Below are 13,463 nucleotides of genomic sequence, written 5' to 3'. Positions count from 1 at the left end.
GTCGCATGTCCGATGCGTGTACGTAATGCATGCGTTTAAATGAAATATCGAATCGGAATCGATTCTAGGGAAAAGAAATCGGCAAAAAAACGCGCGTCGTTTATCCGGCGGAAAACGGGCAAATGCCGGTTATTCCGGCCGTGGCGTGAAAGACCTGGCGTCCGGCCGGCCTTGAACGGCGGCGCGGAGCGGCATTTTCTACAGGGCGGCGAGAGAAAGACGGTCGTTGTTGCCGTATTCGAGTGCCGTTCGTCATTCGTGCCGGTTCGATATTTCGTGCGGAAACATCCGCAAATATTTCCAAATTTCTTGTGATTATTTTTGCTTGTAACCTGCATCGCGACGTTTGAAACCCATTTCGCGACCGGGTGCGCCGGCGGTAGCCTGCGGCAGCGCCGGTCGCGTCCGCATCGAGTCTGGAGAAGCGCATTGCGACGTCTGATTCTGGCAGGCATCACGGCAGGCGCGGCGCTGGTGGCGAGCACCGCGCCGGCCGAGACGGTGTTGCCGGCGACCACCTCGTGGATCGGCAACACGTTCGGCTATGGCGACGGCAGCTGGACGCAGATCGACATCCGCGCGATCGCGGTCACGCCGGAAGGCAAGGTGTATACGAATGCGCCGTGGGACGAGAGCGGGGCCGAGGCGAGCGTCTACCAGGACGGCAGGATGCTCGGCTTCGCGGGCGGCACGCATGGCTGGGGCAACCTCGGCGGCAGCGCGATCGCGGTAAATGCCAAGTACGCGTACGTCGCGATCGGCGTCGGCAACGAGCGCGGCCACCTGCAGTCGCCGGGCATCTGGCCGGACAAGGGCAAGCAGTGGTTCGGCATTTCGCGTCGCACGATCGGCGACATGAAGCAGCCCGCGCCGTTTCGCGCGGCGCCGCAGGCCGCGCCGGGCGGCCGCGCCGACGCCGGTCGCGCGCGGATGGCCGCGAGCTTCATGATGGTCAACGAGGTGCCGGCCCCCGCGCGGTCGGACGTGGGCGAGCAGCGGGCGGAGGTCGGCGGCCTCGCGGCCGACGACCGTACGCTGTTCGCGACGAATCCGGCGCGCGACGCGGTGGACGTCTACGACGCCGAGACGATGCAGCAGAAGGGCACGTGGAGCGCACACGAGCCGGGCCGCATCGCACTCGCGGGCGACGGCACGCTGTGGCTGCTGACGGACACGATTGGCGGGCCCGCACGCCTCGTGCACGTGCGCGCGGACGGCAGCAGGCTCGCCGACGCCCCTGCGCTGCCCGACGATACCGACGCGGTGGACGTGGCCGTCGACGCGAAAGGGCGCGTGTTCGTGGCGGACAACGGGCCGCGCCAGCAGATCCTGATCTTCTCGAAAGGCGGCAAGGGCTATGCGCAGTCGGGCACGCTCGGCGAGCGCGGCGGCATCTTCGCGGGCCCGGTGCCGGGGCGGCCGGGGCCGCGGCGTTTCAACGGGCTGACGGGCGTCGGCGTCGACCGCGCGGGCAACGTGTATGTCTCGATGAACGGCGTCGGGCCGCGTCACGACACGATCGGCGCGGGGCTCGGCGCGGTGCTCGAAAGCTACACGCCGGACGGCAAGCCGCGCTGGCAGGTGCAGGGGCTCTTGTTCGTCGACGGCGCGTGGCTCGACCCGGCGCGGCCGAACAGCGTGTACACGGGCAACAAGCGCTTCGAGCTCGACCTGTCGAAGCCGCCGGGCCAGGACTGGAAATACGTCGGCTTCCTGTCGAACCGCTTCAGGTACCCGGACGATCCGGTGTTCCACACGGACCAGTGGCCGGGCCTGCCGATCGCGCGCCGCGTCGACGGCCGCACGTTCCTGTACCTGACCGACATGTACGCCGATCATCTGAAGATCTACCGCTTCGACGCGAAGCGCGACGGCGAAGTCGCGATTCCGTCCGGGCTGATCGCGGGCCGGGCGCGGCCGGTCGACAAGGTGCCGAACAAGCCGCCCGGCGGCGACTGGCTGTGGCGCGACGCGAACGGCAACGGCCGCCTCGACGCGGACGAGTTCGAGCTCAACACGACCGGCAACGCGAAGGCGGGCGGCTGGGGCTGGTGGGTCGACACGAAGGGCGACATCTGGCGCACGAGCGACGTGCGCGGCATCCACCGCTTCCGGTACGGCGGCGTCGACAAGGCCGGCAACCCGATCTACGCGTACGACAAGGTCACGACCTATCCGATGCCGCAGCCGTTCACGCAGCTGCGCCGCGCGATCTACGACGCGCAGGCGGACACGCTGTACGTGACCGGCTACACGGCCGACGCGCCGCCGCAGGCGGGCATCAACAAGGAAGTCGGCCGCGTGCTGGTGCGCTTCGACAAGTGGTCGACCGGCTCGCCGGCGGTGCGCTACCAGGTCGCGCTGCCGTGGCAGCTCGATGCGAAGCCGATCTTCGACCTGATCGGCATCACGGTCGAGGGCCGCTATCTCTTCGCGGTGGAGCCGGTCGGCAAGATCCACGTGTACGACAAGGAAACCGGCAAGGAAGCCGGCGTGATGAGCCCCGGCGCGGAAGTCGGCAAGGCGTCGGGCTGGGTCGACGTGCCGTTCGGCATCAGCGCGTTCCGGCGCGAGAACGGCGAGTACCTCGTGTTCGTCGAGGAAGACGCGCGCGGCAAGGTCTTGATGTATCGCTGGAAACCGTGACGGGCGGGCGCATGGACAAGGGCATTCTCAAGAACGTATCGATCAACTTCATCGGGCTGATCCTGCCGACCTTCGTGTCGCTGGTGACCGTGCCCGCTTATATCCACGCGCTCGGCGTCGAACGCTACGGCGTCGTCAGCCTCGTGTGGACGCTGATCGGCTATTTCGGAATCCTCGATCTCGGGATGAGCATGGCCGCGCAGAACCACATCTCGAAGGCGCTCGCGAGCGGCGACGCGGACGAAAGCGCGCGCGTGTTCTGGAGCGCGTTCTGGCTGAACCTCGGCACCGGCGTCGTGGGCGGGCTGCTGATCTATTTCGGCGCGTTCGTCTACACCGCGTATTTCACGAAGGTGTCGGTCGCGATGCAGCACGAGGTGTATCGCGCGCTGCCGTGGCTCGCGCTCGCGATTCCGCTGGCGAACGTGTCCTGGGTGTTCGCCGGCGCGATCAACGGCGCGGAGCGATTCGGCGTGTTCAACACCAACCAGACGATCGGCACGTTCCTGTTCCAGTTGCTGCCGCTCGGCGCCGCGTGGTGGATCGCGCCGAACCTGCAGACGGTGCTTGCCGCGGCGGTCGTCGCGCGCCTGATCGCGGCGGCGATGCTCGGCCACGCGAGCATCAGGGTGCTCGGGATCCGGCGCATCGATCCGCCGCAGTGGGGCACCGCGAAGGGGCTGTTCAACTTCGGCGGCTGGATGCTGATCGCGAGCACGACCGGCATGATCGCCGACACCCTCGACCGCGTGATGCTCGGCGCCGGCATGGGCGCGAAGTTCGTGACCTACTACACGGTGCCGCAGAACCTCGTCACGCGCCTGAACATGCTGCCGAATGCGCTCGTGCGCACGCTGTTCCCGCGTTTGTCGGCGGTCGGCCGCGATCATGCGGACACGCTCGCGCGCCAGTCGCTGGAGTTCCTGAACGGCGTCTTCACGCCGGTCGGCATCGTCGCGATCTTCGCGCTAGCGCCGTTCCTCACGCTGTGGGTCGGCGCCGATCTCGCCGCGCATTCGGCGCCGGTCGGCCGCGTGCTGGTGATCAGCGTCTGGCTCGTCGGCCAGGCGAGCGTCACGCGGATCCTGATCCAGTCGCAGGTCAACCCGGCCCGCGCGGCATTCGCCGGGCTCGTCGAGATGCCGTTCTTCGTCGGCGGACTGTGGTTCGGCATCCATCACTTCGGGCTGACCGGCGCGGCCGTGGTCGTCGCGGCGCGCGCGCTCGTGGACTACGGCGTGCTGCTGGCCCTGTCGGCGATCCGGATGCGCGCGATCGTGCTCGACATGCTCGCGCACCTGGCCTTCCTGCTCGCGAGCCTGTTGCTGGCGCAGGCGTGGCCGGAGCTGGTCCGGTCGATCGGCCTGTGCGCGGTCGTGCTGGTGCTGAACGTCGCGTGGTCGCTTGCGATGACGCCGGGGCTGCGCGCGCTCGCGCTCGACCTGCTTGTCCGTCTCAATCCGAGGAAAACAGCATGAATCGCGATCTGGCGGAACACGCCGTATTGAATCTCGCCGCCGCCGACGCGGCCGTGGCCGAAGCGGGCGAGGCCGCCGCGCTGCGCCGTGCCGCGCCGGCCGGGCGGGCCGGCGCATATCAGCCGGCCCGCACGCCGCGCGTGGCGATCGTCCACGACTGGCTCGTCACCTATGCCGGCGCCGAGCGCGTGCTCGAACAGATCGTCGCGTGCTTTCCCGACGCCGACCTGTTCAGCCTCGTCGATTTCCTCGACGACCGTGCGTTCGTGCGCGGCAAGCCGGTCACGACGTCGTTCATCCAGAAGCTGCCGTTCGCGCGCACCCGGTACCGCAGCTACCTGCCGCTGATGCCGCTGGCGATCGAGCAGCTCGACGTGTCGGACTACGACCTGGTGATCTCGAGCAGCCACGCGGTCGCGAAGGGCGTGCTGACCGGGCCGGACCAGGTGCACATCAGCTACGTGCATTCGCCGATCCGCTATGCGTGGGACCTGCAGCATCAGTATCTGGCGCAGTCGAACCTCGCGCACGGGCCAAAATCGCTGCTCGCGCGGATGATCCTGCATTACATCCGCAACTGGGATACGCGCACCGCGAACGCGGTGGACGCCTTCGTCGCGAATTCCGCGTTCATCGCGCGGCGCATCAGGAAGGTCTATCACCGCGACGCGGCAGTGATCTTCCCGCCGGTCGACGTCGATGCGTTTTCGCTGAACGTCGAGAAGGAGGATTTCTACCTGACCGCGTCGCGGATGGTGCCGTACAAGAAGATCGACCTGATCGTCGACGCGTTCTCGCGCACGCCCGGGCGCCGGCTCGTCGTGATCGGCGACGGCCCCGAGATGCAGAAGATCCGCGCGAAGGCCGGTCCGAACGTCGAGATCATGGGCTACCAGCCGTTCGCGGTGCTGCACGACCGGATGCGGCGCGCCAGGGCGTTCGTATTCGCCGCCGAGGAGGATTTCGGCATCTCGGTCGTCGAGGCGCAGGCGTGCGGCACGCCCGTGATCGCCTACGGCAAGGGCGGCGCGCTCGAAACCGTGCTCGATCCGCAATCGACCGCGGCCCCGACCGGGCTGTTCTTCGACGAACAGACGCCGCATGCGATCGTCGCGGCCGTCGACGATTTCGAGCGCGCGCCGCAACGTTTCACGCCGGCCGCGTGCCGGGCGAACGCCGAACGGTTTTCCGCCGATACGTTCCGGCAGCGCTTTCTCGACTATGTCGAAGCCGTGCTGCCCGGCTCGACCGCGCGGCGCGGTGCGGCCGCCGCGCCGTTGCCGGCCCCGCGCGGACCGGCGACCCTCGTGCTCGACCAGAGCGGCGTGCTCGGCGGCGCCGAGCTGTCGTTGCTCGAGATCATGAAGCACATGCGCGCGCACGCCGACGTGCTGCTGTTCGACGACGGCCCGTTCCGCGCGGCGCTCGACGAGATCGGCGCGCGGGTCGACGTGGTCGAACAGGGCGCGCTCGCGGGCGTGCGCAAGCAGGGCGGCGTGTCGGCCGGCGCGTTGCGGCAGCTCGTGCGGCTGGTGCGCGACGTCGCGCGGCGCGCGCGCCGCGCCGAGGTGATCTACGCGAACACGCAGCGTGCGATGGTGGTCGCCGCGCTGGCCGGGCGGCTCGCGCGCAAGCCGGTGGTCTGGCATCTGCGCGACATCGTCAGCACCGACCATTTCGGCGGCAAGCAACTGCTGGCGATCAAGTACTGCGCGCGACTGGGCGTCACGCGCGTGATCGCGAATTCCGACGCGTCCGCACAGGCGTTCCGCGCGCTGACGGGCTTCACGCCGCAGCATGTCGACGTCGTGTTCAACGGCATTTCGGCCGAGCCGTTCGATGCGCTGGACGGTGTCGGCCAGGCCGCGCTGCGCGCGCGCCTCGGGTTGCCCGCGGAGGCATGGCTCGTCGGCTCGTTCAGCCGTCTCGCGCGCTGGAAGGGGCAGCACGTGCTGCTGGAGGCCGCCGCGCGGCACCCCGACATGCACGTGGTGCTGGTCGGCGCACCCTTGTTCGGCGAGGACGCGTACGCGGCGCAACTGCATGAAATCGTCGCGCGGCACGGGATGGCCGCGCGCGTGCATTTCCTCGGCTTCCAGCGCGACGTGGCCGCCTGCATGACGGCGGTCGACGTCGTCGCGCACACGTCGATCACGCCCGAGCCGTTCGGGCGCGTGATCGTCGAGGGGATGCTCGCGCGCCGGCCGGTCGTCGCGGCCCGCGCGGGCGGCGTCGTCGAGATCGTCGAGCACGGGGACAACGGCCTGCTGTGCGAGCCGGGCGATGTCGCCGCGCTGGCCGATGCGCTGCATGCGCTGAAACGCGACGGCGCGCTGCGCGAGCGGCTCGTCGCGAGCGGGCGTGCGACGGCGGTGCGCCGGTTCGGAACCGAAACCTGCGTGGAGCGGGTCGGGAAGATCCTCGCGGATACGGCGAAGGCCGCGAAGGCGAGGAAGCGGTAGGCGGCGCGCACCGGCCGGCGTCGAGCCCCCATGCGGCGTTGCGCTGCATGGGGGCTGTGTCTTTTCGGCGCGGGAGTCCGTCCGGCGAGTGGCGGGCGGGTTGCCGCATGTCGTGTCGCGCCTTGACCGGCCGTCGCCGCGATCCGGCGCACACGCCGGTCGAGCGCGAAGGCGGCGCCCCTCGGCTTGTGCGTGAAGAAAAACGATCAGGAGCGGCCTGTGCGGGCCGTGGCGCGGCCGGGCACGGGCGGGATGCCCGTCTGCGTCAGCCGGGTGTCGCGGCGTGCTCACGGCGGCGGGAAGCCCCCGTGCGGCGGGATGCCGCCCGGAGGCGCCGCAGGCGGATCGGCCGGATCACGCGGCCCGCTCCGGTGCCGGCGCGACCGCGCGGGCGGAGCGCGTCGGCCTGAAGCTGGCCGACCACGTCATCGCGGGCCGCTCGAACAGCCGGTAGAACACGTACGCAACCGGGATCGCGGCGGCCATGAACGCGAACGACGGCCAGATCGACAACTGCAGCCGGGAATGGAACAGCACCGAGCCGAGGCAGACGAACAGCGGCAGGTGGATCAGGTAGAGCGAGTAGCTGAAGTCGCCGAACCAGCCGAGCACGTGCAACGGCGGCGTCGGGCGCGGCGGACGGGCAAGCGCGCGGTACAGGAAGCATGCGAAGCCGGCCGACCAGAGCTGGAACGCGCCGTACTGGCCGACATGGAACGCGCCGCAGCCGGCGGCCAGCAGCACGGCGGCCGCACCGTACCACGCGCGCGACGGCACGACGGCCGCGCCGCGCGCCTGCTGCGCGCGCACGTCGGCGATCCACGCGCCGATCGTCCAGGACAGCCAGTACGACGTGAAGAACTGCAGGTCGTGGCGTTCGAGCAGCCATGCGGACGCGACGTTGACGAGCGCGACCGCGGCCACGACGGCCGGCATGCCGATGCGCCGGCGCAGTGCGAACAGCAGCGGGTAGATCGCGTAGAACTGCACCTCGAGCGACAGCGTCCACAGCGCGCCGTTCGATCCGTACGTGTAGCCGGCGACACCCTGCAGCGAGAACAGGTTCACGAGGAAGGCCGCGGCGCCGATGTCGCGGATCTTGTGGCTGACGGGCTCGATCTGCAGGCTGAGCGCGTCGAGCGCGAGCGTGAACAGCAACGCGGCGAGCAGCACCGGGTAGATGCGCGCGAACCGGCGCGCCCAGAAGTTCGGCGCGTCGAGCCGGTACGCGGGATCGGCCGCGAGCTTGAGCGCCGCGTTGCGATGGATGCAGTAACCGCTGATGACGAAGAAGATCGGCACGCCGGCGGAGCCCCACGCGAACGGGAAGGTCAGATAGCCGGCGATCGCGCCCGGGCTCAGGGCATGGCCGTAGGCATGATGGAAGCTTTGCATGCCGACCCAGACGACCTGGCGGCAATGGAAATAGGCGACGAGCAGCGCCGCGAAGCCGCGCATCGCGTCGATTACGTGTTCCTTGCGATCGGCGACGGGCGGCGCGGCCAGGGACGATCCGCTGAAAGCGTGCATGCGATTCGATTCCTTGCGACGGATGAAATGGACGGTCAACGAACGGGAAACCCGATCCCATCCTAATGCGCAGGAATTCGATCAATGAATAAAAAAATATCGCCTGGAAATAACGGAATTCCGCATGGCGGTTTCAGCTTGTCATGAAAGCGGTTCCGCGAACGGCATCAATTATTTACCGATTTTTTTCTGATAGTTTGAAGCCTCGGTTGATCGACGCAAGGAGCGGCAAGATGGACATGCACTGGATCGCGAGCGCTGCAGTACTGCTGGTCATGGTCGTGCTGTCGGCGTACCGTGAGGCGCTGAAGAACGAGCCGATTCGCCCGGGCTTCGAACGGGGCGGCGTGCCTTATATCGAGGAATTCGAATCGTGAGAATCGCCATTTCGAAATCGGTAACTTGTTTCTGATTCGGCAACCGGGCCGGCAATATCGCCCGGTCCGGGAGGCGCATGTTTTTCCCGGGATCGTTGCGTAATCAGTTCATATCGAAAGCGAGCGGAATGGAGTGGGCCGTGCCGTCGATTCTCGATATGCCGTTCGGAACACCATCGCGCCGGGTCGCGGGTCGACGCGGCGCAGTCAACGCAATCAGGATGCGAACATGTTGAAAGTCACCAAGGCCGTGTTCCCCGTTGCCGGTCTCGGCACGCGGTTCCTCCCGGCGACGAAGGCGAGCCCGAAGGAAATGCTGCCCGTCGTCGACAAGCCGCTGATCCAGTACGCGGTCGAGGAAGCGATCAACGCGGGCATGACCGAGATGATCTTCGTCACCGGGCGCAGCAAGCGCGCGATCGAGGATCACTTCGACAAGTCGTACGAGATCGAGGCCGAGCTCGAGGCGCGCGGCAAGGAGAAGCTGCTCGAACTCGTGCGCGGCATCAAGCCGAGCCACGTCGACTGCTTCTATGTGCGCCAGCCGGAAGCGCTCGGCCTCGGCCACGCGGTGCTGTGCGCCGAGAAGCTGGTGCACGGCGAGCCGTTCGCGGTGATCCTCGCCGACGACCTGCTGCATGGCGAACAGCCGGTGCTCAAGCAGCTCGTGGACGTGTTCGACCACTATCACAGCTCGGTGATCGGGGTCGAGACGATCGCGCGCGACGACAGCCGTTCGTACGGGGTCATCGAAGGCCGCGAATGGGAAGAGGACATCATCAAGCTGTCGGGCATCATCGAGAAGCCCGCGCCCGAGGACGCGCCGTCGAATCTCGGCGTGGTCGGGCGCTACGTGTTCATGCCGACGGTGTTCGATCATCTGCGCCGGCTCAAGCCGGGTGCGGGCGGCGAACTGCAGTTGACCGACGCGGTCCAGTCGCTGCTCGCGAACGAGCAGGTGCTCGCGTATCGCTACTACGGCACGCGCTTCGACTGCGGCAGCAAGATCGGCTATCTCAAGGCCACCGTCGAGCTTGCGCTCCGGCATCCGGAAGTGAGCCGCGAATTCGAGGCGTATCTGCGTACCTGTCTGCCCGCGCTGGCTGCTGTCGCCTGAGCAGTCGCGCCCGTCGTTGTTTCAGGTGGTGGTTGTTCCGTTGGCCCCGGTCGCTCGCGCGCCCGGGGCTTTTTTGTGTGCGGGTGTGCGATCGCCGTGTGTGCCGCGGGAGCGGACGCGGTGGCTCGGATCTGCTTCGAGAACGGTGCAGCATGCGCAGCGGGACGGTGCGGCCAGCTAGCGTCCGTGTAACGCCGGAAGCCGATGCGGAAGCCCGTGCCGGAGCGGCGCACGCGGTTGCGCGATGCATGTGGAGGCGCGTGCCGGCACCGGTTCCGCCACTGCCGGACGCTGGCGCGGAATCTCTCGCCGCGGGTCGGCTTGCGCGGGTGCCCGGCGCCGCGGCTTGCCGGTTCGGTCCGTTTCGCCTGCGACCGGCGTTCAACGCGCCGACGTGCCCGGCCGCACGGCGAAGTGCCTGGCCAGCATCGCAGCGAGCGGCTGCTTGAAATCGAGCAGCCGTTTTTCGAGATAGCGCCAGGACAGGTGCGCGAGCAGCACGGCGAGCGCGAATTGCAGTGTCTCGGGCAGCGTCGCGCGGACGATTTCCGGTACCGCCGCGTGCGCGAAGTGCGCGGGCGGCACGCCGAAGCGTGCCGGAATCAGGTTGTGGAACAGGTAGAAGCCGTAGCTGATCGTGCCGAGGTGGACGAGCGGCGCGCGGTCGAGCAGCGCCACGACCGGATGCCCGGGGACGCTGACGATCCACATCAGCAGCAGGCCGAGCGATACGGACAGGCCGAGATCCGCGAGTCCGGCGACGCCGCCCGGCAATGTCGTGCAGGCGGGCAGCACGAGGAAGAACACGACGCCCGCCATGCCGAGCCAGCCCGGCGGGGCGCGCCGTGCGGCGGTTGCGCCGTGCTCGGCGAGCAGCATCGCGCCGACGCCGCCGAGCGCGATCAGCGCGAAATTCCACGGGGAAAACGCGTAGATCAGCACCGGCGACGCGCCGGACAGGTGGAGCGCGAGATGCGCGATCGCGCATGCCACGACGGCCGCGACGCCGAGCGCGACGTGTCGCGCGGCGGGCACCGCGAGCAGCGCGAGCGGTGCGATCAGATAGAACTGCTGTTCAACCGCGAGGCTCCAGAAGTGCGACGTGGCGCCCGGCCAGCCGTCCTTGACGACGCCGATCCAGTAGTTCGACAGGAACACGGCGTGCCACGCGAGCCCGAGATCGACGCCGCGCTGGTAGAACAGCGCGTGCGCGATCGCGAGCGCGGCGAGCAGCAGGTAATACACCGGGAAGATCCGCAGCGCGCGTTTCGCGAGGAACAGCGCGAGTGCGTGCCGACGCGTCATGGTGCCGCACTCGACCGCCTGCCGGTTGCGATGCAGCTCGCCGACGATCAGGAATCCGCTGATCAGGAAAAACGTCCACACGCCGAGCTTGCCGACGTCGACGGCGACGACGTGAGCCTTGTGGGACAGGAAGACGAGCATGACGGCGAGGGCTCGCAGGCCGTCGAGTCCTTTGACGTATCGGGCTTCGCGCATGACGGCGTTCGGACGTTGAGCGAGGCCAGTATAGGTGCGCAAATCTCGAACGTAATTCGCGTTTGGAGGCCTACGTGAAGGCGTTTTCTGACGCTCGAGCGTCGATGAAGCCGGCCGCACGCAAAAAAACCTGCGGGAAACCCCGCGAAAACGCATAAAAGTACTGCACGAAGCGTCAAGGCGCTTGTAGAATCCGGCGTTGAAGCGCGCGCGTTGCACGCTTCGTGTATCCAACGACCACACCTGGTAGGAGAAACATGGCGACTTCCGCAAAAAAGGTGGCCAAGAAGGCTGCCGCACCGGCCACCAAGAAAGTGGCTGCCAAAAAGGCTGCGCCCGCGAAGAAAGTAGTGGCCAAGAAGGTTGTCGCGAAGGCGGCACCGGCTGCTCCGACGCCGCTGAAGGACAAGTTCACGAAGGCATCGCTCGCAACGCACATCGCTGAGCGCGCAGCTGTCGAAGTGAAGGCTGTCAAGGCAGTGCTCGTCGCACTCGAGAACGTCGTGCTGGGCTCGGTCCACAAGAAGGGCGCAGGCGAATTCACGCTGCCGGGTCTGCTGAAGATCACGGCGCAAGTCGTGCCGGCGAAGAAGAAGCGCTTCGGCAAGGATCCGTTCACGGGCGAAGAGCGTTGGTTCCCGGCGAAGCCGGCCAGCGTGCGCGTGAAGGCACGTGCGCTGAAGAAGCTGAAGGACGCGGCAGCGTAATGCTGCGCAACGGTTGCCGACGGCACGTCGGCAGCCGCTGCGAGGTCCGACGATCCCCGTACGCGAAAGCGTGCGGGGATTTTTATTGCGCTGCGCAAATCGCGCGGCAGCGAAGAAGTGAAGTCGCGCAGAGGCGAAACAGTGCAGAGGCGAAACAGTGGAAGGCCTGGCTCGACGCGTGACGTACGCTGAATGACGTGTCGCGCGCACGCGATGACGAACGGCAATCGTCACCCGCGCTCGCGGTCGATCCGCAGCGGCCCGTCGCGCTCGCTGCGCCTGTTGCGTGCGCAGCGCGAGACGCGCGTGTCGCGACTGAAACCCTTCCTGACGAAATCTCCGCGCCGGTCGTCGCCGCGTGCGACACGATCGAGCGGCATCTTGGCGCGATGCCGAAGGCGATCCACCGGTTCGGATCGGCGCTCGACGGAAGACGGAAACCGCGCAGCGACATCGACTTGCTGACCACGGTGTCGGGGCCTGGCGCGACGAGCCGACGTGGCGTGCGCTGATGCTCGACCTGCTCGCCGTGCCGGCATCGCACGGAAGGCACGCGCGCACTGGAAGTGACCGTCGTCGCGCACGACGAAGTCATGCCGTGGCGTTATCCGGCGCGGCGCGCACTGCAGTTCGGCGAGTGGCTGCGTCACGACCTCGAAGCCGGCATCGTCGATCACGATCCGGCGATCCTGTCGACGAAGGTGCGACAGCACGGTGTCGAGCTGACCGGCCCGCCGGAGACTGCGCTGTTCGAGCCGGCGCCCGCTCGGGATCTTGTCGCCGCGTCGTTGGCGACCGTTTCGCGGAGGCATGCCGAACCGGATCGGCGCGGCGACGCGTGCAACGTGGTGCTCGCGCTCGCGAGCACCTGGTACAGCGCCGTGACCGGCAGGATCGCGCCCAAGGAGGTCGCCGCGAGATGGGTGCCGGAGCGTCTGCCGGAAACGTACCGGTCGGTTGTAGCGGCGGCTCGCGCGGCCTGTCTCGGCAGCGAGGAAGGCGTGGCGATCCTGTCGGGCGAACGCCTTGCTGCATTCATCGGCGACGCGCGGCGCACGGTCGAATCGATGCTGTCGACATAGCGGCGGATGCCGCGAACGTGGCCGCCTTTCCAGCGCAATCTATCTCGGTGGCGAGGAAGACGCGGCGATCCTGTCGGGGAAATGCCTCGCGGCATTCATTGGTTATGCGGGGCGCACGGTCGAATCGATGCTGCCGAAGTAGCGGCGGATGCCACGAACGCGGCTGCCTTTCGAGCGCGATCTATCTCGGTGGCGAGGAATACGCGGCGATCCTGTCGGGGAAATGCCTCGCGGCATTCATGGGTTATGCGCGGCGCACGGTCGAATCGATGCTATCGAAGTAGCGACGGACGCCGCGAACGTGGCTGCCTTCCGGGCGCGACCTGTCTCGGCGACGAGGAAGACGCGGCGATCCTGTCGGGAAAACGCCTCGCTGCATTCATAGGCGACGCGCGGCGCACGGTCGAATCGATGCTGTCGACGTAGCGGCGGGTGCCACGAACGTGGCTGCCTTTCGAGCGCGATCTATCTCGGTGGCGAGGAATACGCGGCGATCCTGTCGGGGAAATGCCTCGCGGCATTCATAGGCGACGCGCGGCGCACGGTCGAATCGATGCTGTCGAC

The 13,463-nt window shown here is 67.7% G+C and carries 8 protein-coding genes and 1 pseudogene; 7 read left to right on the top strand and 2 right to left on the bottom strand.

The features are described 5' to 3' along the window. Positions 1–429 precede the first annotated feature (429 nt). Genes GQ56_RS0130665 through GQ56_RS0130655 form a run of 3 tightly spaced genes read left to right on the top strand, consistent with a single transcriptional unit; the run spans position 430 to position 6,586 of the window. Complete coding sequence (locus GQ56_RS0130665) at positions 430–2,646, top strand: NHL repeat-containing protein (protein WP_031402288.1); 2,217 nt, start codon at positions 430–432, stop codon at positions 2,644–2,646. An 11-nt stretch (positions 2,647–2,657) separates the two neighbouring features. Further along, positions 2,658–4,124, top strand: a complete 1,467-nt coding sequence (locus GQ56_RS0130660; RefSeq protein WP_031402287.1) for a flippase — start codon at positions 2,658–2,660, stop codon at positions 4,122–4,124. Then, complete coding sequence (locus tag GQ56_RS0130655) at positions 4,121–6,586, top strand: glycosyltransferase family 4 protein (protein ID WP_031402286.1); 2,466 nt, start codon at positions 4,121–4,123, stop codon at positions 6,584–6,586. The genes GQ56_RS0130660 and GQ56_RS0130655 overlap by 4 nt, the downstream gene beginning before the upstream one ends. A gap of 354 nt (positions 6,587–6,940) precedes the next feature. Here GQ56_RS0130655 and GQ56_RS0130650 read toward each other — a convergent pair whose 3' ends face one another. Then, on the bottom strand, positions 6,941–8,116 hold the full coding sequence (locus GQ56_RS0130650; protein WP_031402285.1) for an acyltransferase family protein: 1,176 nt from the start codon (positions 8,114–8,116) through the stop codon (positions 6,941–6,943). 233 nt (positions 8,117–8,349) lie between these two features. On the opposite strand from GQ56_RS0130650, the gene GQ56_RS46120 reads away from it, so the two are divergent. Continuing rightward, positions 8,350–8,493, top strand: a complete 144-nt coding sequence (locus GQ56_RS46120) for a hypothetical protein (protein ID WP_162836110.1) — start codon at positions 8,350–8,352, stop codon at positions 8,491–8,493. A gap of 229 nt (positions 8,494–8,722) precedes the next feature. Next, positions 8,723–9,610: a UTP--glucose-1-phosphate uridylyltransferase GalU gene (gene galU, locus GQ56_RS0130640; RefSeq protein WP_031402284.1), complete on the top strand. Its 888-nt coding sequence runs from the start codon at positions 8,723–8,725 to the stop codon at positions 9,608–9,610. 381 nt (positions 9,611–9,991) lie between these two features. On the opposite strand, the gene GQ56_RS0130635 is transcribed toward galU, so the two are convergent. Further along, the gene (locus GQ56_RS0130635; protein WP_031402283.1) at positions 9,992–11,110 is read right to left on the bottom strand and encodes an acyltransferase family protein; all 1,119 of its coding nucleotides are present in this window, start codon (positions 11,108–11,110) and stop codon (positions 9,992–9,994) included. A gap of 257 nt (positions 11,111–11,367) precedes the next feature. Between GQ56_RS0130635 and GQ56_RS0130630 the strand changes: the two genes are divergently transcribed. Both GQ56_RS0130630 and GQ56_RS39645 read left to right on the top strand, forming a co-directional pair. After that, positions 11,368–11,817: an HU family DNA-binding protein gene (locus tag GQ56_RS0130630; RefSeq protein WP_011355701.1), complete on the top strand. Its 450-nt coding sequence runs from the start codon at positions 11,368–11,370 to the stop codon at positions 11,815–11,817. 335 nt (positions 11,818–12,152) lie between these two features. Further along, positions 12,153–12,899: pseudogene (locus GQ56_RS39645) on the top strand (aminoglycoside adenylyltransferase family protein). Positions 12,900–13,463 lie beyond the last annotated feature (564 nt).

Source organism: Burkholderia paludis (genome assembly GCF_000732615.1).
In the GTDB taxonomy this organism is placed as follows: domain Bacteria; phylum Pseudomonadota; class Gammaproteobacteria; order Burkholderiales; family Burkholderiaceae; genus Burkholderia; species Burkholderia paludis.
The sequence above is the reverse complement of the archived record's forward strand: the minus strand, read 5'-3'. Positions and strand labels throughout refer to the sequence as shown.